27 protein-coding genes are annotated in these 26,252 nt (G+C 41.3%); 15 read left to right on the forward strand and 12 right to left on the reverse strand.

The features are described from left to right. Positions 1-23 precede the first annotated feature (23 nt). The 4 genes from SB660_RS09475 to SB660_RS09490 all read right to left on the reverse strand — a co-directional run bounded on the left by SB660_RS09475 (position 24) and on the right by SB660_RS09490 (position 4,297). Positions 24-242, reverse strand: a complete 219-nt coding sequence (locus SB660_RS09475) for a spore germination protein (protein WP_058013817.1) — start codon at positions 240-242, stop codon at positions 24-26. 116 nt (positions 243-358) lie between these two features. Continuing rightward, positions 359-1,714: a glucose-6-phosphate isomerase gene (locus tag SB660_RS09480; protein WP_012011080.1), complete on the reverse strand. Its 1,356-nt coding sequence runs from the start codon at positions 1,712-1,714 to the stop codon at positions 359-361. A gap of 126 nt (positions 1,715-1,840) precedes the next feature. Next, complete coding sequence (locus tag SB660_RS09485; RefSeq protein WP_058013816.1) at positions 1,841-3,013, reverse strand: iron-containing alcohol dehydrogenase; 1,173 nt, start codon at positions 3,011-3,013, stop codon at positions 1,841-1,843. A 120-nt stretch (positions 3,014-3,133) separates the two neighbouring features. Next, positions 3,134-4,297 (reverse strand): iron-containing alcohol dehydrogenase, encoded by a 1,164-nt coding sequence (locus SB660_RS09490; protein WP_058013815.1) that lies wholly within the window; start codon positions 4,295-4,297, stop codon positions 3,134-3,136. Positions 4,298-4,441: 144 nt separating this feature from the next. Here SB660_RS09490 and SB660_RS09495 point away from each other — a divergent pair, with 144 nt between their 5' ends. Further along, the gene (locus tag SB660_RS09495) at positions 4,442-4,678 is read left to right on the forward strand and encodes a DUF378 domain-containing protein (RefSeq protein ID WP_003212952.1); all 237 of its coding nucleotides are present in this window, start codon (positions 4,442-4,444) and stop codon (positions 4,676-4,678) included. Positions 4,679-4,745: 67 nt separating this feature from the next. On the opposite strand, the gene yugI is transcribed toward SB660_RS09495, so the two are convergent. The 3 genes from yugI to SB660_RS09510 all read right to left on the reverse strand — a co-directional run bounded on the left by yugI (position 4,746) and on the right by SB660_RS09510 (position 7,031). After that, positions 4,746-5,138 (reverse strand): S1 domain-containing post-transcriptional regulator GSP13, encoded by a 393-nt coding sequence (gene yugI, locus SB660_RS09500; RefSeq protein ID WP_024719717.1) that lies wholly within the window; start codon positions 5,136-5,138, stop codon positions 4,746-4,748. Between the two features lie 198 nt (positions 5,139-5,336). Further along, positions 5,337-6,530: an aminotransferase gene (locus SB660_RS09505; RefSeq protein ID WP_061409467.1), complete on the reverse strand. Its 1,194-nt coding sequence runs from the start codon at positions 6,528-6,530 to the stop codon at positions 5,337-5,339. Next, positions 6,531-7,031 (reverse strand): Lrp/AsnC family transcriptional regulator, encoded by a 501-nt coding sequence (locus tag SB660_RS09510; RefSeq protein ID WP_003213765.1) that lies wholly within the window; start codon positions 7,029-7,031, stop codon positions 6,531-6,533. Positions 7,032-7,207: 176 nt separating this feature from the next. Between SB660_RS09510 and SB660_RS09515 the strand changes: the two genes are divergently transcribed. Continuing rightward, entirely contained in the window at positions 7,208-8,032 is an 825-nt protein-coding gene (locus tag SB660_RS09515; protein WP_410582292.1) for an alpha/beta fold hydrolase, read from the forward strand. On the opposite strand, the gene SB660_RS09520 is transcribed toward SB660_RS09515, so the two are convergent. Next, positions 8,029-8,289, reverse strand: a complete 261-nt coding sequence (locus SB660_RS09520; RefSeq protein ID WP_058013812.1) for a YugE family protein — start codon at positions 8,287-8,289, stop codon at positions 8,029-8,031. The two genes, SB660_RS09515 and SB660_RS09520, sit on opposite strands and share 4 nt — an antisense overlap. Before the next feature lie 83 nt (positions 8,290-8,372). On the opposite strand from SB660_RS09520, the gene SB660_RS09525 reads away from it, so the two are divergent. Together SB660_RS09525 and SB660_RS09530 are read left to right on the forward strand one after the other, a co-directional pair. Further along, complete coding sequence (locus SB660_RS09525) at positions 8,373-9,548, forward strand: MalY/PatB family protein (protein WP_180310178.1); 1,176 nt, start codon at positions 8,373-8,375, stop codon at positions 9,546-9,548. A 133-nt stretch (positions 9,549-9,681) separates the two neighbouring features. After that, positions 9,682-10,974: an ATP-binding protein gene (locus tag SB660_RS09530; protein ID WP_180310177.1), complete on the forward strand. Its 1,293-nt coding sequence runs from the start codon at positions 9,682-9,684 to the stop codon at positions 10,972-10,974. Here SB660_RS09530 and SB660_RS09535 read toward each other — a convergent pair whose 3' ends face one another. Then, positions 10,975-11,154 carry a hypothetical protein gene (locus tag SB660_RS09535; RefSeq protein ID WP_169055610.1) on the reverse strand — a complete coding sequence of 60 codons (180 nt, stop codon included), beginning with the start codon at positions 11,152-11,154 and terminating at the stop codon, positions 10,975-10,977. A 90-nt stretch (positions 11,155-11,244) separates the two neighbouring features. Here SB660_RS09535 and kapB point away from each other — a divergent pair, with 90 nt between their 5' ends. Beyond that, positions 11,245-11,637: a kinase-associated lipoprotein KapB gene (gene kapB, locus SB660_RS09540; protein ID WP_180310176.1), complete on the forward strand. Its 393-nt coding sequence runs from the start codon at positions 11,245-11,247 to the stop codon at positions 11,635-11,637. Here kapB and kapD read toward each other — a convergent pair. Continuing rightward, positions 11,634-12,251 (reverse strand): 3'-5' exonuclease KapD, encoded by a 618-nt coding sequence (gene kapD, locus SB660_RS09545; RefSeq protein ID WP_058013807.1) that lies wholly within the window; start codon positions 12,249-12,251, stop codon positions 11,634-11,636. The two genes, kapB and kapD, sit on opposite strands and share 4 nt — an antisense overlap. Before the next feature lie 218 nt (positions 12,252-12,469). Here kapD and SB660_RS09550 point away from each other — a divergent pair, with 218 nt between their 5' ends. From SB660_RS09550 to SB660_RS09560, 3 genes are all read left to right on the forward strand, one after another. After that, on the forward strand, positions 12,470-13,648 hold the full coding sequence (locus SB660_RS09550; RefSeq protein WP_180310175.1) for an MFS transporter: 1,179 nt from the start codon (positions 12,470-12,472) through the stop codon (positions 13,646-13,648). Positions 13,649-13,756: 108 nt separating this feature from the next. Further along, positions 13,757-15,658: a transglycosylase domain-containing protein gene (locus SB660_RS09555; RefSeq protein WP_410582297.1), complete on the forward strand. Its 1,902-nt coding sequence runs from the start codon at positions 13,757-13,759 to the stop codon at positions 15,656-15,658. An 18-nt stretch (positions 15,659-15,676) separates the two neighbouring features. Beyond that, positions 15,677-16,087 carry a thiol-disulfide oxidoreductase DCC family protein gene (locus SB660_RS09560; protein WP_058013804.1) on the forward strand — a complete coding sequence of 137 codons (411 nt, stop codon included), beginning with the start codon at positions 15,677-15,679 and terminating at the stop codon, positions 16,085-16,087. Positions 16,088-16,129: 42 nt separating this feature from the next. Here the strand turns inward: SB660_RS09560 and SB660_RS09565 are convergent, their stop codons facing one another. Further along, positions 16,130-16,687, reverse strand: a complete 558-nt coding sequence (locus SB660_RS09565; RefSeq protein ID WP_044140810.1) for a YufK family protein — start codon at positions 16,685-16,687, stop codon at positions 16,130-16,132. Positions 16,688-16,872: 185 nt separating this feature from the next. Between SB660_RS09565 and malK the strand changes: the two genes are divergently transcribed. The 7 genes from malK (at position 16,873) to SB660_RS09600 (ending at position 25,858) form a co-directional block, all read left to right on the forward strand. After that, positions 16,873-18,474 carry a malate sensor histidine kinase MalK gene (malK, locus tag SB660_RS09570; RefSeq protein ID WP_058013803.1) on the forward strand — a complete coding sequence of 534 codons (1,602 nt, stop codon included), beginning with the start codon at positions 16,873-16,875 and terminating at the stop codon, positions 18,472-18,474. Continuing rightward, complete coding sequence (locus SB660_RS09575; RefSeq protein WP_410582300.1) at positions 18,467-19,174, forward strand: response regulator; 708 nt, start codon at positions 18,467-18,469, stop codon at positions 19,172-19,174. The genes malK and SB660_RS09575 overlap by 8 nt, the downstream gene beginning before the upstream one ends. 394 nt (positions 19,175-19,568) lie before the next feature. Next, the gene (locus SB660_RS09580) at positions 19,569-20,651 is read left to right on the forward strand and encodes a BMP family lipoprotein (RefSeq protein WP_410582302.1); all 1,083 of its coding nucleotides are present in this window, start codon (positions 19,569-19,571) and stop codon (positions 20,649-20,651) included. Positions 20,652-20,810: 159 nt separating this feature from the next. After that, a complete protein-coding gene (locus SB660_RS09585) occupies positions 20,811-22,346 on the forward strand; it encodes an ABC transporter ATP-binding protein (RefSeq protein ID WP_410582303.1) in 1,536 nt (511 codons plus the stop codon). Continuing rightward, positions 22,339-23,385 (forward strand): ABC transporter permease, encoded by a 1,047-nt coding sequence (locus tag SB660_RS09590; RefSeq protein ID WP_058013799.1) that lies wholly within the window; start codon positions 22,339-22,341, stop codon positions 23,383-23,385. The genes SB660_RS09585 and SB660_RS09590 overlap by 8 nt, the downstream gene beginning before the upstream one ends. Next, positions 23,386-24,345 (forward strand): ABC transporter permease, encoded by a 960-nt coding sequence (locus SB660_RS09595; RefSeq protein ID WP_058013798.1) that lies wholly within the window; start codon positions 23,386-23,388, stop codon positions 24,343-24,345. Between the two features lie 175 nt (positions 24,346-24,520). Then, positions 24,521-25,858, forward strand: a complete 1,338-nt coding sequence (locus SB660_RS09600) for a 2-hydroxycarboxylate transporter family protein (RefSeq protein ID WP_410582306.1) — start codon at positions 24,521-24,523, stop codon at positions 25,856-25,858. 71 nt (positions 25,859-25,929) lie between these two features. Here SB660_RS09600 and SB660_RS09605 read toward each other — a convergent pair whose 3' ends face one another. Next, a complete protein-coding gene (locus SB660_RS09605; protein WP_012011099.1) occupies positions 25,930-26,139 on the reverse strand; it encodes a hypothetical protein in 210 nt (69 codons plus the stop codon). Between the last annotated feature and the right edge of the window lie 113 nt (positions 26,140-26,252).

Here is a 26,252-nt window from a genome sequence, read left to right on the forward strand (position 1 = left end):
CCCTCCTTTTTGTATAGGGTTCGTTAAAGAGAGGAATTCATACATTTGCCTTTCGTGATTTGCACATTGTTTGTAAATGCGGCATCAAATAAGGTCTGGCTGGATGATGCATTTGTCTCGTTCGCACTGCCCGCTCCAGATGTGTCCTTTACAGCACTCATTGGACAAATTCGTCCGACATTCCCAAAGTTAACAATTGCCTGTCCTGAAATGTCATGGATATAAATATGATTTGTTCTCATCGCTTCATCAACCTCCTCCATTGATTATTCTATGTACAGAGCTTAGGGAGGCTTGCACTGACACCATGAGAACATAAAAAAAGGCACATCTTATGAAAAGATGTGCCTTTTTATTCTTATGATTGTTTTAGACGGCTCTCAAGTTCTGCCTTTTTCTCTTCGAAGCCCGGTTTTCCTAATAAAGCAAACATGTTCACTTTATACGCTTCTACTCCAGGCTGGTCAAATGGATTGACGCCTAGTAAATAACCAGACATCGCACATGCTTTCTCGAAGAAGTACACGAGATATCCAAATGTATAAGCATCCATTTCAGGAATTGTCACAATCAGGTTTGGTACTTTTCCATCAGTATGAGCAAGCATCGTTCCTTCAAATGCTTTTTTATTAACGAAATCAACCGTTTTTCCTGCTAGATAGTTCAAGCCATCAAGGTCTTGTTCTTCTGCTTCAATGACAAGCTCATGACGAGGCTTGTCTACATTTACGATGGTTTCAAACAAGTCTCTTCTTCCTTCTTGGACATATTGACCAAGTGAATGAAGATCTGTTGAGAAGTTCGCAGATGAAGGGTAGATTCCTTTTTCATCTTTCCCTTCACTTTCACCGAATAATTGTTTCCACCATTCTGCAAAGTATTGCAGTCCTGGCTCATAGTTAATGAGCATTTCAATCGTTCTGCCTTTATTGTAAAGGACATTACGGACGACAGCATATTGGTATGCCGCATTCTCAGAAAGCTCAGATGAAGCGAAGTCTTCGCTTGCTTTTGCCGCACCTTCCATCATCTGATCAATGTCTGCACCGCTCACAGCGATTGGCAATAGACCCACTGCTGTTAAGACTGAATAACGTCCACCTACATCATCAGGAATGATAAATGATTCGTAGCCTTCTTCCGTTGCTAATGTTTTCAATGCACCGCGTGCCTTGTCAGTTGTTGCATAAATACGTTTTTTCGCTTCTTCAGCACCGTATTTTTCAATAAGGAGCTTTTTAAAGATGCGGAACGCAATCGCTGGCTCTGTTGTCGTACCAGATTTTGAAATGACGTTAATAGAAAAATCTGCATCTTCCAATAGATCCATCACATCAGTTAAATAAGAAGAACTGATGTTGTTTCCAATAAAGATGATTTGCGGCGTCTTGCGTTTGCCTTTTGGCAGCGTGTTATAGAAAGAGTGATTCAAAAATTCAATCGCCGCACGTGCGCCAAGATACGAACCGCCGATTCCGACAACAAGCAAGACATCAGAGTCTGACTTAATTTTATCTGCACTTTTTTTAATGCGGGCAAATTCTTCGCGATCATATTGCTTCGGTAAGTCAACCCAGCCTAAATAATCACTGCCAGTACCCGTTTGTTCATGAATATTATGATGGGCCACCTTCACAAAATCTTTTAAATATGTAAGCTCATGTTCTTGAAAGAAAGGTAACGCTTTCGAGTAGTCAAATTGAATATGTGTCATCGTTTGTAAGCCCTCCATTACGTTAGTTCTATCCCTTTCACTTTAGCGGAACTAGCTATTGAAATCAAGTAATCGTCATTGGTGCAGCAAAAAGCCACTCCCCATGAAGAGAAGCGGCCATCCAAATTATAGAGAGGCTTTTAAAATCGCTAAAATGTCATCACGGCCAAGTTTCATAAAGTTACCAAAGCCGCCATATTCCATTTCTTTTGCTGCGATGTCAGCAATTTTGTCCAGTTGTTCTTCACCAATATCATAATCGGCTAAACGGCTTGGTGCACCGAGGCTTGTCCAGAAGGCTGACAGCTTGTCGATTCCTTCTAATGCGATATCACGATCAGACTTTCCTTCTGTCTCGATGTCAAACATGTTCAGCATAAGATTTTTAAAGCGATCCACATTGTGATCGAGTGTATGACGCATCCAATTTGGGAAAAGGATCGCAAGTCCGCCTGCATGCGGAATGTCATAGACAGCCGATACTGCATGCTCAATCGTATGGGACGCCCAGTCGCCAAAGTAACCCATTTGCAGCGTACCATTTAAAGCGATCGTTCCTGCGTAAAGGATCGTTTCACGGTGCTCATAGCTTTGTAAGTCTTCGAGCAGTTTTGGTGCTGTCTCAATGACTGTTTGAAGAACAGCAAAACACATACGATCCTGTAGCGGCGTGTTTTTGACATTATGGAAGTATTGCTCGAAGACGTGGCTCATCATATCGACCATGCCGTACACCGTCTGGTTTTCTGGCACAGAATACGTATGCTCAGGGTCTAAAATTGAAAAAGCAGGATGAGTAACTGAACTACCCCACACATATTTTTCATTTGTTTCCCAGTTTGTGATAACAGAGTCTGGATTCATTTCTGAACCAGTTGCCGCAAGTGTCAGCACTGTGCCAAACGGCAATGCTTTTTGAGCGGTTGTTTTCTTTGAGATAATGTCCCACACATCCCCGTCATATTCTGCTCCAGCTGCAATGGCTTTTGTACAGTCGATGACACTTCCCCCGCCAACTGCTAATAAGAAATCAATGTTCTCATTTTGGCAGATGTCGATTCCCTTTTTCACTGTTGTGAGGCGAGGGTTTGGTTCAACACCTGACAGTTCAAATACTTCGGCCTCTGCTTCATTTAAAGCGCTGATCACGTTATCATAAAGACCATTTTTCTTAATACTTCCTCCACCATATACAAGAAGCACTCGCTTTCCATAACGAGCGAGTTCGCTTTTAAGTCCGTCTAGTTGTCCTTTACCAAACATTAATTTCGTTGGATTATAGTAAATAAAGTTTTCCATCTGTTCTACATCTCCTTAAAACATTTATATCCAAAAACATGAAAGACTACTGTAACATATGTACATGCAGAACTCAAAAAAAGATAACTGCTTAAAAGCAGCTATCTTTTCCATGTTCGATTATAAAGAAGCGTTTAAAATAGCTAGAACATCTTCTTTGTTCAGCTTTTTAAATTGGCCAAATTCACCACGTGCCATTGCACGGTCTGCAATCAAGTCAATTTTCTCATCGTTGATGTCATAGTCAGCTAAACGGTTTGGTGCGCCTAGACTTGTCCAGAAAGCAGATAGTTTTTCAATGCCTTCTAAGCCAACTTCTTCGTCTGTTTTGCCAGCAGGGTCAACATCGAATACACGCACTGCTAATTGCTTGAAGCGGCCTGGGTTTTCTTGAATGACATGCTTCATCCAGTTCGGGAACAAGATCGCAAGACCGCCTGCATGCGGGATGTCATACACAGCGGATACCGCATGCTCAATATTATGAGATGCCCAGTCACCGCGTGCGCCCATTGAAAGCATTCCATTAAGTGCAATGGTGCCTGTGAATAAAATCGTTTCACGGAGCTCGTAGTTTTCCAAATCATTGATCAGCTTCGGTGCTGTTTCAATGACAGTACGAAGAAGTCCTTCACACATACGATCTTGGTAAGGTGTATTCTCCGTGTGATGGAAATATTGTTCAAACACGTGAGACATCATGTCAACCATGCCATAAATCGTGTGGTTTTTTGGCACAGTAAATGTGTTCACTGGGTCAAGAATAGAGAATTTAGGGAAGACGGCTGGACTGCCCCATCCGTATTTCTCATTTGTTTCCCAGTTTGTGATGACAGAACCAGAGTTCATTTCAGACCCTGTTGCGGCAAGTGTTAATACCGTACCAAATGGGATGGCTTCCATTGGGACATGCTTACGAGTGACAATATCCCAAGCATCTCCATCGTATTTCGCACCAGCTGCGATCGCTTTGGTTGCATCAATGACACTGCCGCCGCCGACTGCCAATATAAAGTCAATTTGGTTCTCTTTGCAAAGCTCAACCCCTTTTCTGACCGTTGTTAAGCGCGGGTTTGGCTCAACACCAGCAAGCTCAGTCATTGTAGCTCCTGATTCTTTTAAAATGCTGACAACTTGGTCATAAAGACCATTTCGTTTAATGCTGCCTCCACCATATACAAGCAATACGTTTTTTCCGTAGTGTTTGAGTTCATCTGAAAGGGCTGAAACTTCTCCCTTTCCAAAGATTAATTTCGTTGGGTTCCAATAAGTAAATCGATCCATGTGATCTCCTCCTCGCGCTACATTATGCGCCTCAATCATTCCAAAAGTAAAGTAATTTGCTTTAATCCATTTTCTTACGCATAGTTTGGCTAAAAATCTGCAAAATATAAATGTATTGATGCTGTAGCGAAAGGAGGAATCACGATGAGTGCTATTCAGCGTATTGCCCTCGTGCTCACGATTATCGGTGCTATTAACTGGGGACTAATCGGCTTTTTTCAATTTGACTTAGTAGCAGCGATCTTTGGCGGACAAGGCTCTGCATTATCACGTATTATTTATGGTCTTGTTGGAATTGCAGGTCTTGTTAACCTTGGTCTGCTATTTAAGCCAAGCGAAGAAGCTGTTCGCCGTGACGAGCCGAATCCAGAGGTTCGCTAAACAAAAAGACATAAAAAAGGCCGCCTATACGAGGCAGCCTAAGGCACCGTTTGAAGCGGTGCTTTTTTTATTTCTTGATAAGGTCTTTACGGTTAGATTGCTCAATCCACTCTTCAAGTTTATCTTTAAGTGTATTGAAACCTTGTGGTGCAGCAGCTTCTTCTTTCGCTTGCTGTGGTCTTTGTTTCTTTGGTTTGCTTTCTTTTCTTTCTGGCGCATCTTGTGTCGCACGGATAGAAAGGCTGATTTTACCTGCATTTTCATCAACAGAAAGAACTTTTACTTGTACTTCGTCACCAATTGAAAGGTGCTCGTTGATGTCTTTTACAAAGCCATGTGTTACTTCAGAAATATGCACAAGTCCTTGAGTTTCTTCATCTAATGCAACAAACGCACCATACGCTTGTAATCCTGTTACTTTACCAGTGTAAACACTGCCTACTTCAAACTTTGTCGCCATGATAACAACTCCTAAATAAATGTTTTAATATTCGTTTATACGCAATTAAAAACTATATCACAGAACGCTCTTTTACGCAAAATATTTTTTAATTGGGTTTAGATCAGTTCAAAAGGGGGAATACCTGAAAACAAGAATGCTTTCTAGTATTCCCCCCTAATTTGAGAGGCATCAGTCCTAATGGATTGATGCCTTTTTTTATTTAATAATGGCAGGTGCTTCTTCTTTCACTTGTCGTTCTTGCAAAAAGCGCTGAATTCTTGAAAGTGATTCCTGAAGATGGTCAAGAGACGAAGCATATGAACAACGAATATGACCTTCACCACTCGGTCCGAAGACATTACCAGGGACTACGGCTACTTTTTCGCTTAGTAGCAGCTCCTCAGCAAATTGTTCTGACGTCATGCCGGTGCTTTTAATGGACGGGAAAGCATAAAATGCGCCGTTTGGCTGGTGACATGCGAGCCCCAGTTCATTCAAAGAGCCGACAAACAAATTTCGCCGCCTTCTGTAGCTTTTCTTCATTTTCTCTACATCTTCAAGCCCATTTTTCAACGCTTCTTCTGCTGCATATTGTGCCATAGCGGGCGCACACATCATAGAATATTGGTGTATTTTCAGCATGGCATCGCGCAGTACAGGTGGTGCCGCCACATATCCTAAGCGCCATCCTGTCATAGCAAACCCTTTAGAAAAGCCTGAAATGAGGATCGTTCTTTCCTTCATATCTTGAATGGCCGCGACGCTTGTAAAAGCTTCATCGTACGTCAGCTCTGCATAAATCTCATCCGTAATAATGAGCAGGTCATGCTCTTTCGCAAATTGAGCAATATCTTCAAGCTCTTCCTTTGAATAAACAGACCCAGTTGGATTTGATGGCGAGCAAAGCAAAATAGCTTTTGTCTTCGGCGTCAGCTTCGTGCGAAGATCCGCAGAGTCTGCTTTGAAATCTTTTTCAGCAGATGTACTTAAATAAACAGGTACTCCGCCTGCAAGTGTCGTGAGAGCCCCATATGCTACGAAGCAAGGCTCTGGAATGATCACTTCATCCCCGCTGTTTAAAATCGCACGAAACGCCAAATCAAGTGCCTGGCTTCCGCCAACTGTGATAATCAGTTCTTCTTCAGGACTGTAGTCAATGTGAAACCGCTTATATAAATAGCCGCTCAATTCTTTTCGCAAAGATAACAACCCAGCATTCGCCGTATAAGAGGTAAGCCCTTGTTCTAATGACATAATACTTGCTTCTCTGACATTCCAAGCTGTCACGAAATCTGGCTCGCCAACACCAAGGGAAATGACCCCTTCCATTGTGGCTGCCAAATCAAAGAATTTCCGAATACCTGACGGCTGAATGCTTTGTACCGTTTCAGATAAATAAGACTTTTTCATTTAAGGTGACACCACGATTCTTTTGTCATCGTCTCCTGTTTCAAACACTTTCCCATCATGTTTATATCTCTTCAAAATAAAGTGGGTAGTTGTTGAAACAACGGAATCAAGTGTCGATAATTTTTCAGACACGAAGCGGGCAATATCAGACATAGATCTTCCGCGGATCACAACAGATAGATCGTAAACACCTGACATGAGATAGACAGACTCCACTTCCTGAAAGCGGTAAATACGTTCAGCAATTTCATCAAATCCGACGCCTCTTTTTGGTGTCACTTTGACATCAATCATTGCTGTGACGCCTTCGTGACCATCTACTTTACGCCAGTCAATCATGGTTGAGTAATCAATAATGACTTTTTGATCTTCAAGTTTTTGAATAATCGCTTCTGCTTCTTCTGTTGTCACGCCTGCCATTTTTGCAATTGTATTTAAATCGGCACGGCTGTTTTCATCTAAAATCTCTAATATTTCAGTTTCTTTTTCTGTTAGTTTCATTTGATTTCACACCTCAGATTGTAAAAAGCTAGTTTTAAAAAATCTTCTGAACATTATAGCACGTTTTTCCCATTATGCTAAGCAGGGAAAAGATGCTAATCATAGCTTAAAATCCACTTTTTAGGGTACAATACTGTCACCTAACAGAGAGAGTATCAAGTATCGGAGTGATGAGTGTGGACATTGTTCAGCCAGCTTATATGAAAAGTAAATTCGGTTTAGATATCTATTACGAGCACTATCCAAATCAGGGGAAGAAAACATTGATCTTAATTCATGGTCTTTTCTCTTCTACCTTCAGCTATCGAAAGCTCATCCCGCTTCTGAAACAAGACTTCCATTTAATCGCGATCGATCTTCCGCCATTTGGACAGTCCGAGAAGTCGAATACGTTTATTTACAGCTATCGCAACATGGCAAAGATCATTATCGAGCTAGCTGGTTACTTACAGATTCAGCATGCGATCCTTGTGGGTCATTCGATGGGCGGCCAAATTGCTTTATATGCCGCATCTGAACGGCCAGACCTATTTGAAAAGGCGGTCCTTTTGTGCAGCTCAGGATATTTAAATAAATCAAAGAGATCGCTTGTTTACAGCACATATATTCCTTATTTTTATCTCTATCTTAAAAGAAAGCTCTTGAAGCAAGGCATCATGAAAAATTTAACGGCTGTTGTGCATGATCATTCCATCATTGATCAAGAGATGGTGGACGGATATTTAAAGCCTTTTTCTGATGATCAAATTTTCCTAGGGATTTTCCGTTTGATTCGGCACCGGGAAGGGGATTTGACCTCGGATGTGCTAAAGAAAATGGAGACACCCGTGCTGCTCATTTGGGGTGAGGAAGATCGAATCGTTCCCATCCAAATAGGAGAAAGACTGCACAAGGATCTGCCAAACTCAACCTTGCATGCATTAAAAAAAACCGGGCACCTCGTTCCTGAGGAAAATCCGGTCTTTGTGTCTGATCAAATCGGACATTTCAGCCTGTCTTAACGTGTGCAGGAGCTGCTGTCTCGTATGACGAAAAGCTGATTCGCTATATGTTGACAGCTCTCGAATGGCAGGAGCTGCTCAAATGAGTGTTGATAAATGGCTTGAATGTCTTTTGCTAAAGATAAAGAGTCTTCTGCGTCGTATAATGCACTGATGACGTCAGCAGGCTCCGTTTCATAGAAGTCCTCTCCATATTGAAAAGGGTCCCATGCCTTAATGAGTTGAATCATCTCTTCTACAGCTTGACTATCTTTCATCGGTATCACCGCTTATAATAAATTTTGTGATGTTTATTTTAGCACAACCAACAATGGTTGAAAAACGGCTAGAGGTGGGTTTCATGAATTTCGACGAACAGATCATACGTAAAGGTTCAAAATCAGTGAAATGGGATCAAGCAGAGTCTTTATTCCTAACAAAAGATGCGCTGCCAATGTGGGTAGCAGATATGGATTTTAAAGCGCCACAGGTCGTCCTTGATGCATTGAAAACGCGATTGGATCATGGCGTATTTGGCTATGCCTTTCAGGATCAGGATACGCAGCAGGCAGTAGCAGAATGGCTCAAACGAAGACACGGGTGGTCGATCCAAACAGAAGACGTCACCTTCACACCTGGGATTGTCACGGCACTTAGTTTTGCAGTCCAAGCCTATACAGAACCAAGTGACGAAGTCGTCATACAGTCTCCTGTGTACACACCTTTTTATCAAATGATTGAACGAAATGGACGAACAGTCTCAACCAATCCTTTAAAAATAGAAAATAACCGCTATGTCATGGATTTTGATGATTTAGAGAAAAAATTAAGCAGACCAGAAGCGAAGCTCATGTTCCTCTGTCATCCGCATAATCCGTCCGGAAGAGCGTGGTCAAAAGAGGAATTAAAGCGAGTAGGAGACCTCTGTATCAAGCACGGTGTCACAGTCGTTTCAGATGAGATTCATTCTGATTTGATGCTATACGGAAAGCCGCATGTACCATTTGCTAGTCTTTCTGACGACATAGCACATATCACAGTGACGTGCATTGCACCAAGTAAAACATTTAATTTAGCTGGCCTCCAAGCATCTGCCATTATTATTTCCGATGAAGAAAAAAGAACCCTTTTCAACAATGAAATGCAAAGAAACGGACTGGCCAAACTGAATGCATTTGCGATCCCTGCGATGGAAGCAGCATACCGCCATGGCGACGAGTGGCTTGATGCACTTGTTCTTTATCTCGAAAACAATATGAAAATGGCAATGGACTATATTGACGAACATCTTGCAAACATGCGTTATATGAAACCAGATGCTTCTTATTTATTGTGGCTGGACATTCGGGATTATCAATTCAGTCAAGCGGAGTTGAAACGAAATTTGCTGAAAAAGGGCAAAGTGATCCTAGAGCTTGGTCACGTGTACGGACTCGAAGGAGACGGCTTTATTCGAATGAATCTTGGCTGTCCTGCTTCAACAGTCAAAGAAGGATTAAAACGCCTTCATCAAGCGTTTACGCAATCATCTGATTAAGACCTATATGATTGAAAGAACATCCTCACGGGTGTTCTTTTTAAAGAAAAAAACCCTCCTTTTATCATATCTACTTTGTAAATGAAATGATATAATGAGAGGAATTACAATTATTTACGAGGAGAGCATTTAAATGGAAATGTTCAAGGATTTTCTGCTCCATGTATCTTTTATTCTATTTCCAATCTTTTTATATCATGCGCTATGGCTAAGCCGGACCCCTGCTCATTTCCCAAAAACGAATAAACTGCTCATCACAGTATTCGCATCCATCTCTTCAGCACTATGTATTATGTATCCAGTTGGTTCGATTTTAGACTTGCAGACTGGCCTTCAATCCATCCCTCTTGTACTTGCCATTTTATACGGAGGGTACACAGCTGGGATCGTCGCCATCTTGATAAGTTCCATAGTCAAATTCGTGATGTATGGCTCTTTTTTATGGGTTGGACTCATTGTCGTACCGATTTACTTTTTCATCCCATTTCTGTTCTACCGGAAATGGCGTCAATATTCGAAGCTGAAAAAGCTGATGTATGGAGTGCTTATCGGTTTATCCAAAGGATTCTTTATTTACATTGGACTATTTGTGGTCAGCTTAATGGAATACAGCCCGGCCTTTATTATGCAGCAGAAGTTACTTGAGTTATTTTTCTCAACTCTTTACTACATATTCTTTCTCGTGCTAAGTATCTATTCCATTGAATTCGTCAAAGAAAATGCGCAAATGAGAACACAGCTCGTCCAATCAGAAAAGCTGACCATTGTAAGTGAACTCGCTGCAAGCGTTGCCCATGAAGTGCGCAATCCGCTGACAGTGGTGAGAGGCTTTATTCAATTACTCTTTTCTAGTGACAATACAAAAGAGACGTCAACCAATAAAGATTATAAAAATCTCGTTCTGTCCGAGTTAGACAGGGCGCAGGATATTATTACGAGTTATCTTGACATTGCGAAACAAAATTATTATCAAATTGAATCTCTCAATCTATCTAAATTACTCGAGGAATGTGCATCACTGATGACATCCTATGCGAATTTTAAATCGGTCACAATTCATCAATCCATTGAACCAGACTTATACATTCAAGGTGATGAAACGAAGATTAAGCAAGTCATGATTAATTTAATCAAAAATGCGATTGAAGCAGCCCCAGAACACGAAGGGGAAATTGAACTTTTTGCTTCAAAAGAAAATCATAAAATATGCCTTTGTTTCGTGGATAACGGTGTAGGAATGACAGAAAGCCAAATGAAAAAGCTTGGCGAACCATATTATACCCTAAAAAATAAAGGGACTGGACTTGGGCTGACCGTGACATTTTCTATCATTGAAAATCACCATGGAACCATTCGTTTCAAAAGCTCACTGCAGTCTGGTACAACCGTCACCGTGAAGTTTCCTGAAGATACAAGAAGAAAATGATCAATCCATTTTTTTTGTCCTTTTTTCATCTATCCGCTCCTGCTTCTTAGACGCACGAACGATCAGACGAAAGCAAATAAATGCAGCCATAAAGAAAATTACCGTGGTGATTGCCGCTGGGATGTACTCCCTTTTATCTTCAGGAAAATACAGTAGAAAGAGTGCGATGAACGACAGCATTCGCCATTCCCCCTTTTGCTCGTTTACTTCACTATATTGGCTAAAAGAAATGAAATACCTTCCTGCGAGAAGGAAATGGAGGAATTTCACATGACAGACATTCAAATTGGACAAGTTGTGAAAGGATTTTATAAAACAGGTGTTTACGTTGGGGAAGTGACAGCAGTGAAACCATCGGCCTATCTCGTTCAAGTAAAAGCCGTTCTGACACATCCCGCTCAAGGCGACCTGCATCACCCAAAAGAAGCAGACGTGCCTTTTTTCCAAGAAAGACGGGCTTTGGCCTATCGTGAACAGACGAATATCCCTCATCATATGGTGAAGCCTTATGATGGCGTTATACCAGATTATCAAGTATCACTAAAAGAAGCTGTAGAAAAATTAAAACAAGCGCTCCATGCAGATGATTCAAAATGGGCGGAAAAATCAAGAGCATGCCTATCTTCTCTCGAAAAAGATTATTTTCCAGAAGACGCCCGCTAATCAGCCGAATCAAAAAAGTGTGAGAAATCGATCAGCTCACCAATTTTGGTGGTTTGTGGATTTTCCACATAGGCTCTATCTTTTTCAAAAAGGGTTAACAGCTGATAAGTCGTCATGGCATCATCAAGTGCTTTATGATGCTTACCAGCTCCTTCACTGCCGTATTCCTTTGCCGCCTTGCGAAGCCCTGTCAGTGTGCGATCACCAAAAAAGGTTTTATATTCAAAGGCAAGGTCCCTCAGCTTCCCCTTAAAAGGAAAGGCAATATGATTGAGCATACAGTTTTGCTTCAGCACTTTCATGTCCATATTTCCCCATGTAATAATCTCACAATCCTCTCCCCCATCAAGCGACACAAGCTTCTCGATAAACGCCTCAAAGGAAATTCCGCTCTCTACATCCTGCTGCGTAATACCGAGGAACGATTTACAGCGCTTCGTCAGCTTCGGGAACTTTTTTGGTTTGACGTAGCTAGAGAACGTGTCTATGATCTTTTCACTTGCCGCTTTCACTACCCCAGCTTCAATAATTTCAGGAAAAAAATTTTGCGGATGATACTTTCCATCAGGCATCGTAAATTCAAAATCGACCACAAGCACCGTCTTCTGTTCCACAAGTCTCACCTCACTTTTTCGTCAGTTTTTCATTCTGATACCATTATATTAAGACGGACCTTGAAATCACTTCATTTTCTTGAAAATAATGCAGATTCACTATGCCCAACCTATCCATCAGATGAAAGATCGTTTATTTTCCTTTATAATTATTAAGGAACACGAAATAAATAAAGAAGGTGGTCTCTATCACAAACAGGAAGAAAAACTTTTACATCATGTGGTTTGTGAACTTTTTTGTATCTGCCAGCATTACAATGATCGTCCCTTTTTTATCACTTTACATAGAATCTCTTGATAGCAGTTATTCAAATGAATTTGTCCAGAGATGGAGCGGATATGTCTTTGGGGTCACGTTTTTAACAGCCTTTCTGATTTCTCCGATTTGGGGACGGATTGGAGACCGGCATGGCTATAAAAAGATTTTGCTCATTAACGGGATTGGGATAGCAACAAGTATTCTATTAATGGGGCTTGTGCAAACTGTTTATCAGCTATTCGCCCTGCGGCTCTTCATGGGGCTTGTCACGGGCTTTATCTCGACTTCAATGGCACTCATCTCTGCACAGACAGAAAAAGCAACTGCGGGTAAAACCCTTGGCACGATGCAGATGAGTAATGTCGCCGGAGGATTGTTTGGCCCATTAATGGGCGGATTCATGGCAGACAGCGTCGGATTTATTTATACGTTTTTCCTCACAGCGGCTGTCATTTATGCGTCAGCAATTGTGATTATTTTCGGAGTGAAAGAACAGCCCATCCGTTCAAAAGAAGCGAGGCGCGTTTCTTACTCACGGAAGGATGTGCTCGTTCATATTTTCAAACAGCCTTTGCTTGTCGTCACGATGCTATTAACGTTTATTACACAAGTAGGGAACTTTAGCATTCAGCCGCTTTTGGCTTTATACATTCATGATTTACACGGTCCTGTTAATCTCGCATTTTATGCGGGTCTTGCATTCTCTGCAACTGGACTTGGCAATTTGCTCTTCACACGAAAATGGGGAGATCTCGGAGATCGAATTGGTCACGACAAGGTGCTGCTTGCCCTTCTCATTCTCTCCTCTATTTTATTCATCCCGCAAGCAATGGTGGATTCCTATGCGATGTTAGTACTTTTCCGTTTTCTATACGGGATGGCACTTGGCGGGATTATTCCATGTACGACGGCGTATATTCGGATCAAAGCCCCTGCCTCTATGCAAGGGGAAGTGCTCGGATATAATGTCAGCTTCCGCTTTCTTGGGAATGTTGTCGGTCCGGTGATTGGCGGCATTGTCGCGAGTCATTACGGGATTCCAGCTGTCTTTTATGTCACCGCCGGTATTTTTCTATTTGGCGCATTATTTTTATGGGCAGTCCGCTCACAGTCGAAGGCAAAAGAAAGGAGTGTCTGACCCAACATCAGATGCTCTTTTTTCTTGTGTAGAAGCCTTATTCACTAGACTTCAAGCCCATTCTTTTCTAAAAATAACCTTCTCGTATTCGCAAAAGAATGGTACGATATGGCTAGAAAATTGAAGAAAGTGAGTGACCTCATGTTTCGTGCAATGATTGGTTGGTTATTACTTGCTGCCCTCATTCCATTATTTATTCTGACTTTTTATCTATCAAAGGAAGAAGCTGCAAGTGTGAAGCCTGTGAACGAAGTGCTTGATCAGAAAATCAAGCTGGAAAAGATAGATTTTTCCCAAAACAGTTATATGTATGACCGGGATGGATCCCTCATCTCCGAAATCGTATCAAACGATGAAAACCGAGTGTTTGTCACGTATGATAAAATTCCTGATCATGTGAAGGAGCTGTTCCTCCGCTCAGAGGACCGGAACTTTTATGACCATAAAGGCATTGACTTTATGGGAGTTGTTCGTGCCCTTGCCTCAAATGTGAAAAACCATGGCATCAGCCAAGGCGCAAGTACGATCACACAGCAATTATCTCGTAATTTATATTTAAGCCATGAACGTTCGTTCACCCGAAAGTTTACAGAGCTGCTCTATTCCTATGAATTAGAGCGGAAATTCTCGAAAGATGAAATACTCGAAAGCTATTTAAATACGATTTATTTCAGTAATGGTGTTTACGGTGTCGGTTCTGCGGCTAATTACTATTTTGATAAGCCACTTAGTTCTTTAACGCTTGCACAGATGGCATTTATCTCTGCGATTCCAAACAACCCAACACTGTATGACCCATTGAAGCAATTCAAACACACAAAGAAACGACAAGAACGACTGCTAGGTATTTTAAAGAAAGACGGCGTCATCACCAAAAAGCAATACAAAAAAGCCGTCAAACAAAAAATCAGCCTATCCTTGAGTGAAAAGAAAAACCTTTACCCTGACTATGTGACATATGCCAATGAGGAATTTAACGATCTTGTGTCAGATCAGGAAGGCTTTACAAAACGCTTGAAGAAGGCCAAAACAGATGGAGCAAAAAAAGCCATTCAAAAAGAATTATCTGAAAAGGTCAGTGCCCTACTTCAAGATGGTGTCAAAATCTATACGGCACTTGATCCTTCCTTACAGCAACGAGCCGTCTATCAGCTCAATGCGCAATTACCTTACCAAGGTGTAGAAGGCGGATCAGCGGTCATAAATCATGAAACACATCAAATTGTCGCACTTGCTGGCGGGAAGAATTATAAAAAGTTTGATTTCAACTACGCCTATCAAGCACAAAGACAGCCTGGTTCTGCGATTAAGCCGCTTTTAGACTATGGTCCTTACATCGACCAAACGGGTGCAACAGCTTCAAGCAAAATCAGTGCCGGCAAGTTTTGCAGCAGCGGATACTGTCCGCAGAACTATAGTCATAAAACGTATGGAACCGTCACACTTGAAACAGCCTTTAAGAACTCTTACAATACCCCTGCGATCCGAATGCTGGATACAGTTGGTGTCAAAAAGGGCTTTAGCTATTTAGAGAAATTCTCATTCGAACATATCGTAGCGGATGATTATCGCCTTCCTTCTGCACTTGGTGGATTTACGAAGGGATTTTCGCCGCTAGAAATAACAGATGCGTATACCGTCTTTGGTAATCAAGGAGCTTACACGCAAAGTCATTCAATTACAAAGGTGACAGACTTAAACGGCAAGACCCTTTACAAGTGGAAAGAGTCACCGAAGCAAGTGTATTCTCAGCGGACAAATGACACCATGCGTAAACTGCTTGCCTCTGTTGTAAAAAGCGGAACAGGGAAAAAAGCGAATTTCAGTTCCCCTTACATTGGTGGTAAAACAGGAACATCCAATGACTACAAAGACATTTGGTTTGTTGGACTGACAGATCAATATACAATGGGTGTATGGGTTGGAAGAGATAGAGGAACGGTTGAATCTATTTACAGCTCAAGTCCGCACTTACGTATTTGGAAAAATACGATGCAATACGCCAGATAAACAGGAGGTTTGATTGCCATGCATTCAACACATCCACCCCATTTAATTTTATTTGATGGTGTCTGCAACGTGTGCAGCGGCGCTGTTCAGTTTGTGATTAAGCGTGATCCAAATGAGCGAATGATGTTTGCTTCATTACAATCAGAGACAGGGCAGCGCATTTTAAAAGAAAACGGTTTGCCTCTAGATGAATTCAATTCATTCATTTATATTGAAAAAGGCACCCTTTATACGAAGTCGACAGGCATCTTAAAAGCCATGCGGCATTTAAAAGGAATCTACAGATGGAGTTATTTATTCCTTGCCATTCCGCGCCCTATCCGTGATTGGTTTTATGAGCGGATAGCGAAAAATCGCTACAAATGGTTCGGTCAAAAAACATCTTGTATGATGCCTACACCTGATATTCAAAAACGGTTTCTATCATAAAAAAAGCATCCTCCACTATCGGAGGATGCTTTCTTTGTCTGTTTATGAAGGCAGACTAGCCATAACACTGTTATAAAGCTTAATAAATAAGTACAAAATGCCGATTAAAAACGTGGCCCAAAACAGCAAAATAAACATCATAAATCCAATTAAATTCAGCATGGAAAGCGATTGATAAATGCGGACCACAACCCAGATAAAATAGACAAGACCTGCTAAAACAAAGAGTCCGACAAGCAGAATCAGCTGCTGCGTCAGCAGAAATGCAAGCAAGCTGGCAAATAAATAAACAACGGATGCAATCCTAATTTTCTTTAAGTTCTCTCCTTCAGGATCTTTCGCGAAAAAGAGTAGTGCCAGCTCTAACACCGTATCTGCAATCAGTTTCAAGGCAGATAAAATCATAAAATAAACAAGTGCAAAAGCAGCAAAAAGAGCAAGCCTGATGCCCTGTTCCGAGAAAAATTCCAGCATCCCTTTTAAAATGCCTGCTTGAGTCAAGAAATCAGTCGTAATCCCTACTGTGAAAATTGAAAAAGCAGAGCTGAATAGTAAAATCGAAATCAGCGGAAAATATCCAGTCAAATATGTATTTTTCATAAATAGATCCTTTCTCATAAGCTCACATTTATTATGGCTCACTTAAAACGGATTGACAAGATGCTTTCAAAGTAAACTGGCAGCAAAATCAAATTTGTGATTTTGCACGTACATTCCTTCACAAACTTACATTTTCCCGTTAAAGTATTACTATTACGAAAAAATCGTGCGTTAGGGGTATACTCGTGAAAAAAACATTAAGATTGCAAACTCGGCTGACGATTTTTGTTTGTATCGTTGTCCTGATCTCCCTTTGTATCACTTTCTTTACGATCTGGTCAGAAACAGCTAAGAATATTCATCAGCAGGAACGTGACATCGCCCTCTCCACTGCCAAAATGGTCGCAGAGGCTCCGATCACAGCGAAATCATTAAAAGAAAATCAATCGTATTCAGCACTGCGTCAATATACAACAAGTGTTCAGCGAATCACCAAAACCGAATTCGTTGTCGTAATGGATATGAACGGCATTCGCAAAACCCATCCAAATCCGCAGAAGATCGGGAAGCGATTTGCTGGTGGTGATGAAGAGCCAGCATTACAGGGTAAGGAACATATTAGTACGGCTTCTGGAACACTTGGCAGATCCATGCGTGCTTTTGTTCCGGTTTATGATCAAAATGGGAAGCAGCTCGGGGCTGTGGCAGTAGGGATTACGTTAAAGGAAATTGACTTGATCATTCATCAAAGCTTACTCCCACTCTACTTCGTCACATCGCTCAGTCTTCTTTCTGGTATCATCGGAGCACTCATTGTGGCAAGAAAAGTGAAGAAAATTATGTTTGGACTAGAGCCAGATGAGATTGCTACATTATTAAAAGAACGAAGCGCCATGCTAGAATCAACAAAAGAAGGGATACTTGCCGTCGATCAGCACGGTAAAATCAAGCTCGCCAATGCTGAAGCCAAACGACTCTTTCATAATATGGGCATTATGGTTGACCCTAGAGAACAAGATGTTCAGGTGCTCCTCCCTTCAAGCGGCTTAAAACAAGTCATTGAAACACGCAAGCCGCTGCTTGACCGCGACGTGAGAATGAACGGACTGGAGCTCGTCTTTAACGAAGTCCCGATTACAGTAAAAGATGAAATTGTCGGGGCAATCGCCACCTTCCGTGACAAAACAGAAGTCAAACACTTGGCTGAGCAGCTGAGCGGAGTCAAAATGTATGCAAATGCCCTCCGTGCTCAGTCGCATGAATTTATGAACAAGCTTCATGTCATTTTAGGATTGGTTCAGCTCAAAAACTACGATGACCTCGGCACTTATATCAAAGATATTGCGATCTATCAGCAGACGGAGACAAATGAAATCATCAACCATGTGAAAAACTCTGTTTTAGCAGGATTTTTACTAGGAAAACAAAGCTATATCAGGGAACAAGGCGCGACCTTAGAGGTCATATGCAGCACACAAGTCCCAAATTCAGAGGACCCAGCAGTGACGCATGATCTCATCACCGTCATTGGCAACCTGTTAAATAACGCACTCGATGCTGTTTCTCATACTGAGACGAAAAATATCTCGATTTCATTCCGATACGTTCAGGAGCAGCTTCATATTGAGATTACAGACACAGGTGTTGGTCTCACAAAAGAAGAACAAGACATCATGTTTGATCAAGGCTTTTCAACTAAAGGAGAAGACAGAGGATTCGGTCTCTACTTCGTTGACCAAAGCATCAAAAAATTGAACGGACATCTGATTGTCACGAGTGAAAAAGGAGAAGGAACGACCTTTAGTCTCCGCATTCCGTACAAACAAAAGGAGGATTCACATGATTAATGTGTTAATAGTAGAAGATGATCCAATGGTTGGGGAGCTGAACAAACGTTATCTGACCCAAATCGAGGGCTTTGAATTAAAAGGGATTGCCACTTCTTTTCAGCAGGCACTGGACATCTTAAAAACAGAAGCCATTCACCTCGTACTGCTCGATATTTATATGCCTGGGCAAAATGGACTGGCATTATTATCAGAAATTCGCAAGCAAAATCATTCGGTTGATGTCATTGTCATTTCAGCCGCCAGTGAAGTCGACGTAGTCCAGCAAACGATGCGCAACGGAGCTGTTGATTATTTAATCAAGCCGTTTGAATTTGAACGTTTCCAATCAGCGCTCTCAGAATATAAACGGAAACACGCCTTGTACCAAACAATGAACAGCATCTCGCAAAATGATTTAGATGCGAAGCTCTTTCATAAAAAAGCAGAGACGGAAAAAGTCCTTCTGCCAAAAGGTCTGACCAAAAGCACACTCAAACTCATCTGGACAAGTATTCAATCATTCGGTCATCATGCTTTCACGACCGAAGACCTAGCGAATCATACAGAAATTTCTCAAGTCTCCATTAGAAAATACTTGAAATTCCTTGAGGACATCGAAGTAGTTGATGTTGAAATGGCATATGGGACAATTGGACGTCCTGTTTTCCAATATAAACTCAATACAACTAATATGAATTTAATTCAGCAATATCTATAATTTGACACATCTGACCTTATATAAAGGCCAGATGTTTTTTTATGGAACACGATGTGACAAACCCCTTGATATCAGTGGTTCCACTGTAGTAGAGCACATCGCAAAAGCGGCATTATATCATATTTCAGCACATAAAAAGACATCGAATTTCGCCTTTTAACATTTTTTTAAAAATAAAACAAATTTCTATTTATTTATTCGATTGGAAATGATAAATTATGATTGATTAGTTAACCGAGATATAAGTCTGATGTCTTACATCTTCTCTCCTGCCCTCCATAAGTTTCAGGAGAAAACAGGATAAAGTACCCTATTCAGAAGGGTGAGAAGAGGTAGATCGGTCTTTTTTCGCGAGACTTTTCTGAAACTTTTAAATTTTATAGGGGGTTATGTTTTGAAGAAGCGCAAAATTGGACTAGCATTGTCCTTAGTCGTAGCAGCAGGAACCATCCTTGGAGCATGCGGCAACTCTGGCTCAAACAGCGGTGAAAGCAAAAAAGATAAAGATCAATTCACTGTTGCAATGGTAACTGATGTCGGTGGTGTCGATGACAAATCGTTTAACCAATCAGCTTGGGAAGGTTTACAAGCATTTGGAAAAGACAACAATCTTAAAAAAGGTAAAAACGGCTTTGATTACTTACAATCTAAATCAGACGCTGACTATACAACAAACTTAAACACACTTTCTCGTGAGAAATTCGACCTGATTTACGGAATTGGTTTCTTAATGGAAGATGCTATATCTGAAATTGCGGATCAACGTAAGAAAAACCATTTTGCTATCGTTGATGCAGTCGTGAAAAAAGACAACGTAGCCAGCATTGTGTTCAACGAAAATGAAGGATCATTCCTTGTGGGTGTTGCGGCTGCTCTTTCTACAAAATCAAACAAAGTTGGTTTTGTCGGCGGCGTTGACTCTGAATTAGTCAGAAAATTCGAAGTTGGCTTCCGTGCAGGCGTTGAAGCAGCTAATCCGAAAGCAAAAGTGGAAGTGAAATATGCTGGTGCATTCGATAAAGCAGACATCGGGAAAGCAACAGCTGAAAGCATGTACAAATCTGGCGTCGACATCATTTATCACGCAGCTGGCGGAACTGGAACTGGTGTCTTCACAGAAGCGAAAAACCTGAAAAAAGCGGATCCTAACCGTAAAGTTTGGGTCATCGGTGTAGATAAAGACCAGTATGACGAAGGAAAAGTACCTGGAACAAAACAAAGTGTCACCCTTACTTCGATGGTTAAGAAAGTAGACACAGCGGTACAAGACTTAACGACAAAAGCAAAAGAAGGTAAATTCCCTGGCGGCGAAGTGATCACTTACGGTCTGAAAGAGGGCGCTCTTGACATTTCTCCATCTCAGGACAACCTAGATAAAGATGTATTAAAGAAAGTAGAAGAATGGAAACAAAAAATCATCAAGGGCGAAGTGAAAATCCCTGCAACACGTGATGAACTAAAAGATTTTAAAGCTTAATTTGAGCATCGGGATAAGCGCGTCTTATCCCCTTGCCTCTCCTTTACCTCCTCTTTATTCGTAAAAGGTGGTAAAAGAAAAGCTGCAGCCTCGTTTTGCAGCTTTTCTTTTGCTAGTTTTTATCTTCATCAGCACCCTAAAAAAGGAGCGGTTAAACCTGTGGATTATGTCATTGAAATGTTGAATATACGCAAAGAATTCCCTGGCATTGTAGCAAACGACAACATTACGCTGCAGCTAAAAAAGGGCGAAATTCATGCGCTGCTTGGTGAAAACGGCGCTGGAAAATCAACGCTCATGAACGTGCTTTTCGGTCTTTACCAGCCTGAAAAAGGTGAAATCAAGGTTCATGGAAAACCTGTGACCATCTCTAGCCCGAATGATGCAAGTGATTTAGGCATCGGTATGGTGCATCAACACTTTATGCTTGTCGATACCTTCACCGTCGCTGAAAACATCATCTTAGGAAAAGAGCCCAAGAAATTTGGAAAGATCGACAAAGAACAAGCCATACAGCAAGTACAAGAGCTTTCTGACCGCTATGGCTTAAAAATAGACCCTGCCGCAAAAGTATCTGACATCTCTGTCGGCATGCAGCAGCGTGCAGAAATTTTAAAAACACTTTATCGCGGCGCTGATATTTTGATCTTCGACGAACCAACAGCCGTCTTAACACCTCAAGAAATTAAAGAACTCATACAAATTATGAAAAACTTAATCAATGAAGGCAAATCCATTATTTTAATTACGCATAAACTGAAAGAAATTATGGATGCCTGTCACCGCGTCACCATTATTCGAAAAGGCCAAGGCATTCGTACACTTGATGTGGAAAGCACAAACAAAGATGAGCTTGCAAGCCTCATGGTCGGTCGTGAAGTTTCATTTAAGACAGACAAAAAAGAAGCCTCTCCTGCTGAGGAAGTACTTCAAATTCAAGACCTTACGGTAAAAGACGCGCGAGGAATTGAAGCGGTGAAACAGCTCAACCTCTCAGTAAAGGCTGGAGAAATTGTCGGTATTGCTGGAGTCGATGGCAATGGTCAATCTGAATTAATTGAAGCCATCACTGGTCTAAAAAAATCAGAATCTGGCACGATCATGCTAAACGGGAAAGCCATTCAAAATCTTCCGCCTCGTAAGGTGACCGAATCTGGAATTGGACATATTCCTCAAGACCGTCATAAACACGGACTCGTGCTTGATTTTTCAATAGGAGAAAATATTTCCTTACAAACGTATTATCAGCGTCCATACTCAAAATTTGGCTTGATGAATATGAAAAATATTTACCAAAAGGCAAAACAAATCATTGCCGAGTATGACGTCAGAACACCGAGTGAATATACAGAGGCGCGCGCCCTGTCAGGCGGGAATCAGCAAAAAGCCATTATTGGCCGTGAAGTTGACCGCAATCCTGATTTATTAATTGCCGCTCAGCCGACACGTGGACTTGATGTTGGTGCGATTGAATTTGTTCATAAGCGCCTCATTGAGCAAAGGGACACAGGCAAAGCCGTCCTGCTCATCTCATTTGAGCTTGATGAAATTATGAATGTCAGTGATAAAATTGCTGTTATTTTTGAAGGCAGCATTATTGCCATCGTTGATCCAAAAGAAACAACAGAGCAAGAACTTGGTCTATTAATGGCTGGAAGTACGCAACAGGAAGTGGGGAAAGAAGCAAATGTCTAATCGTTTAACAAATCTGCTCATTCCGCTTATAGCCATTGTACTTGGTCTTTTTGTTGGGGCCATTATTATGCTGGCAAGCGGTTATAGTGTCATCGAAGGCTATGGCGCCCTTTGGAATGGCGTCTTCGGTGAAACCTATTATATGGGAGAAACCATCAGACAAGTGACACCTTACATTTTATCAGGACTTGCTGTTGCTTTTGCATTTCGGACAGGTCTCTTTAATATCGGTGTAGAAGGTCAAATGCTGATTGGCTGGGTAGCTGCTGTATGGATCGGTACAACTGTACATGCACCTATGTACATCCATCTGCCGCTTGCACTCATCACCGCAGCTGCTGCTGGTGCATTATGGGGCTTAATCCCTGGGTTTTTAAAGGCCCGTTTTTATGTTCATGAAGTGATTGTCACGATCATGATGAACTACATTGCCCTTCATGTGACAAACTATCTGATCTCAAATGTCTTAACGAATAATAAAGATAAAACAGAAAAAATCGATGCCACTGCCTCGCTTCGCTCTGGTTTCTTTGAACAAATCACCGATTTCTCTCGGATGCATAATGGTATTTTTGTTGCTATTATCGCTGCGGTCGTAATGTGGGTCATTATTCAAAAAACCTCTAAAGGCTTTGAATTGCGTGCTGTTGGAATGAACCAGCAGGCATCCCATTATGCCGGTATGAACGTTCGCCGCAATATCATTTATGCGATGCTCATTTCAGGTGCTTTTGCAGGTCTTGCAGGCGCTATGGAAGGTCTTGGTACATTTGAATATGCTTCAATTAAAGGCTCGTTTACCGGTGTAGGTTTTGACGGAATCGCCGTCGCTTTATTAGGTGGAAATACTGCTGTTGGTGTTGTTCTTGCTGCACTGCTGCTTGGTGGATTGAAGGTCGGTGCTTTAAACATGCCGCTTGAATCTGGTGTGCCGACTGAGGTCGTTGATATTGTCATTGCGATCATTATTCTTTTCGTCGCCTCAAGCTATATTATCCGTCTTGTGATGAACCAAATGAAGAAAAAGGGGGGAAAATAAGTGGGATTTCTGCAAATTCTTGAAATCATCGTCCCAGCAACACTTGTCTATGCTGCACCACTTATTTTAACCGCTCTTGGTGGCGTCTTTTCAGAAAGATCAGGTGTTGTGAATATCGGTCTTGAAGGTTTGATGGTCGTCGGAGCATTTTCCAGTATTATTTTTAACTTGTTGTTTGCTGATACGTTTGGCGCCTTGACCCCATGGCTTGGGCTCCTCGTCGGAATGGCGATTGGCGGATTGTTCTCTTTGATTCATGCAGTTGCGACCATTACATTCCGTGCTGATCAAACGGTCAGTGGTGTTGCGATTAACATGCTGGCACTTGGTGCTACACTGTTTGTTGTGAAACTCATTTATGGGAAAGCTCAAACAGATAAAATTACAGAGCCTTTCTATAAAGGTGATATTCCCCTTTTAAGTGACATTCCGATTATTGGCGATATCTTCTTTAAAGATGTTTATTATACGTCCATACTCGCATTAGCACTTGCGGTTGTTGCTTGGTTTGTTTTATTTAAAATGCCGTTTGGTCTTCGTCTTCGTGCAGTCGGAGAACATCCAATGGCTGCTGATACAATGGGAATCAAAGTGTACCGGATGCGCTATATCGGCGTCTTTATTAGTGGACTGTTTGGTGGTCTTGGCGGAGCTGTTTATGCGTCGACCATCGCGCTTGATTTCTCACATGCGACCATTACTGGACAAGGCTTCATCGCACTAGCTGCTCTAGTCTTCGGTAAATGGCACCCATTCGGCGCAATGGGCGCTGCTTTATTCTTTGGATTTGCTCAAAGTTTAAGCATTATTGGCTCTCTCCTGCCGCTATTCCAAGATATACCGAACGTGTATATGCTCATTGCACCATATGTGCTGACCATCTTAGCACTCACTGGCTTCATCGGCCGGGCAGATGCACCGAAAGCACTTGGGACACCTTATTTAAAAGGAAAACGATAATTACGATGTATGATCAGTCCCCTGAAGGATAAACTACCTTCAGGGGATTTTTGTATGATAAAAACATAAAAACTCCTGTTTATTTTACTTTTATTACACTTAATTTAGTTTAATAAATAGATGAGTGTCACAGAATCTTCTACAATTGAGACAAATAGCATTTGGGGGTGTTTATGTGGCTAATACACAACAATTGAAATCGATTACAGACGATTCTGACAATAATAAAAGCGTTTTCCGTAAGATCATGTCTTGGAAAATTGGTGTTATTGACTTTCCTGTGTATTTAGTACTTGCAGCGATTATTTTAACTGCCGCTTATTTTAATAAAATTCCAGCAAATATGCTTGGTGGTTTCGCTGTTATTATGATTTTGGGGATTTTCCTTGGAGATATAGGACAACGTATTCCGATATTAAAAGATATTGGTGGACCGGCGATTCTTTCTTTATTCGTACCATCGTTCCTGGTCTTTTTTCATGTTCTGAATCCGAACTCGTTGGAAGCGGTTACGTCTCTTATGAAAACGTCGAACTTCCTTTACTTCTATATTTCTGCTCTTGTAGTAGGTAGTATTCTTGGGATGCAGCGAACTGTTTTAGTACAAGGCCTTATTCGTATGTTTGTTCCTCTTGTTGCAGGAACAATTGCAGCTGTGACTGCCGGAATTCTTGTTGGTCTTTTAGTTGGTTACACACCGCATCATTCGTTCTTCTTTATTATTGTTCCAATTATTGCTGGTGGTGTTGGAGAAGGGATTTTGCCATTATCTATTGCTTATTCACAAATTCTTGGTGTATCAGCAGAGTCATTAATTTCTCAATTAATTCCTGCTGCCGTCATTGGGAACGTCATTGCCATTATCTGTGCTGGGGCAATGAAGAAGCTTGGTGAAAAACGTCCTGAACTAAACGGGAATGGTCGTCTTGTAAAGTCTAAAGAAGCAAATGAAATTTTTGAACAGCCTGATATGGATCCAAAAGTTGATTTTGGGTTAATGGGTGCTGGTGTACTTGTTGCTTGTACAACGTTCATTTTTGGTGGTTTGTTAGAAAGCTTTGTTCATATTCCAGGTCCAATCTTAATGATTGTCCTTGCCGCTTTAATCAAATACTTAAACGTGATGCCTCAGCATTTGCAAGATGGCTCACAGCAGTTCTACAAGTTTGTATCAAGAAGCTTCACATGGCCGCTTATGGTCGGTCTAGGGATTCTATACATTCCACTTGATGATGTAGCAACAGTGATTTCTATTCCATTCGTTTGTGTATGTATCGCTGTCGTTCTTGGAATGGTTGGTTCTGGTTACTTCGTTGGGAAATTGATGAACATGTACCCAGTAGAATCTGCGATTGTGACAGGCTGTCACAGTGGTCTTGGCGGTACTGGTGACGTTGCAATCCTTTCAGCTTCCGGAAGAATGGGTCTCATGCCTTTCGCACAAGTTTCTACACGTCTAGGCGGAGCAGCAACCGTGATCTGCGCAACAATCTTACTTAGAATGTTTACTTAATCAAACAATAAAAAGCATGGGCTCTATTATGGGCACATGCTTTTTTTATATTTCTTTTCTCCTATAAGGATTTATTCTTCAGCAGAGACTACACGTATATATTCTCTTGGCTGGAATGGATATTGTCTTGCTTCTTGATAGGTCATATAGAGAAGATGTTCTGAAAACAACGGCCATTCACTTTCCGCCTGCCACCTTTTTTGATCATTTCGTTCTATGAAGAATGCTCCTCCTAAAATCGTGCAGAATATGCTTAAGCTGATGCCCGCTTTTAGTTTCATGTAATCAGCTCCTTTAAGAAAAGCATGTACGAAATACAAAACAATATACAATGAGTTTTATTTTTGATAAAATATTTTTTGTGGTCAAAAGAACTCAAAACAAATACAGTTTG

The sequence above is a fragment of the Bacillus sp. SIMBA_005 genome, from assembly GCF_046535585.1.
GTDB lineage: Bacteria > Bacillota > Bacilli > Bacillales > Bacillaceae > Bacillus > Bacillus pumilus.

Excerpts from the sequence above, each read along its gene's own strand:
- SB660_RS09475 (WP_058013817.1), bottom strand. The coding sequence starts at position 242 with ATGAGAACAAATCATATTTATATCCATGACATTTCAGGACAGGCAATT.
- SB660_RS09480 (WP_012011080.1), bottom strand. The coding sequence starts at position 1,714 with ATGACACATATTCAATTTGACTACTCGAAAGCGTTACCTTTCTTTCAA.
- SB660_RS09485 (WP_058013816.1), bottom strand. The coding sequence starts at position 3,013 with ATGGAAAACTTTATTTACTATAATCCAACGAAATTAATGTTTGGTAAA.
- SB660_RS09490 (WP_058013815.1), bottom strand. The coding sequence starts at position 4,297 with ATGGATCGATTTACTTATTGGAACCCAACGAAATTAATCTTTGGAAAG.
- SB660_RS09495 (WP_003212952.1), top strand. The coding sequence starts at position 4,442 with ATGAGTGCTATTCAGCGTATTGCCCTCGTGCTCACGATTATCGGTGCT.
- yugI (WP_024719717.1), bottom strand. The coding sequence starts at position 5,138 with ATGGCGACAAAGTTTGAAGTAGGCAGTGTTTACACTGGTAAAGTAACA.
- SB660_RS09505 (WP_061409467.1), bottom strand. The coding sequence starts at position 6,530 with ATGAAAAAGTCTTATTTATCTGAAACGGTACAAAGCATTCAGCCGTCA.
- SB660_RS09510 (WP_003213765.1), bottom strand. The coding sequence starts at position 7,031 with ATGAAACTAACAGAAAAAGAAACTGAAATATTAGAGATTTTAGATGAA.
- SB660_RS09520 (WP_058013812.1), bottom strand. The coding sequence starts at position 8,289 with ATGAAAGATAGTCAAGCTGTAGAAGAGATGATTCAACTCATTAAGGCA.
- SB660_RS09525 (WP_180310178.1), top strand. The coding sequence starts at position 8,373 with ATGAATTTCGACGAACAGATCATACGTAAAGGTTCAAAATCAGTGAAA.
- SB660_RS09530 (WP_180310177.1), top strand. The coding sequence starts at position 9,682 with ATGGAAATGTTCAAGGATTTTCTGCTCCATGTATCTTTTATTCTATTT.
- SB660_RS09535 (WP_169055610.1), bottom strand. The coding sequence starts at position 11,154 with ATGCTGTCGTTCATCGCACTCTTTCTACTGTATTTTCCTGAAGATAAA.
- kapB (WP_180310176.1), top strand. The coding sequence starts at position 11,245 with ATGACAGACATTCAAATTGGACAAGTTGTGAAAGGATTTTATAAAACA.
- SB660_RS09550 (WP_180310175.1), top strand. The coding sequence starts at position 12,470 with ATGTGGTTTGTGAACTTTTTTGTATCTGCCAGCATTACAATGATCGTC.
- SB660_RS09555 (WP_410582297.1), top strand. The coding sequence starts at position 13,757 with ATGGCTAGAAAATTGAAGAAAGTGAGTGACCTCATGTTTCGTGCAATG.
- SB660_RS09560 (WP_058013804.1), top strand. The coding sequence starts at position 15,677 with ATGCATTCAACACATCCACCCCATTTAATTTTATTTGATGGTGTCTGC.
- SB660_RS09565 (WP_044140810.1), bottom strand. The coding sequence starts at position 16,687 with ATGAAAAATACATATTTGACTGGATATTTTCCGCTGATTTCGATTTTA.
- SB660_RS09575 (WP_410582300.1), top strand. The coding sequence starts at position 18,467 with ATGATTAATGTGTTAATAGTAGAAGATGATCCAATGGTTGGGGAGCTG.
- SB660_RS09590 (WP_058013799.1), top strand. The coding sequence starts at position 22,339 with ATGTCTAATCGTTTAACAAATCTGCTCATTCCGCTTATAGCCATTGTA.
- SB660_RS09605 (WP_012011099.1), bottom strand. The coding sequence starts at position 26,139 with ATGAAACTAAAAGCGGGCATCAGCTTAAGCATATTCTGCACGATTTTA.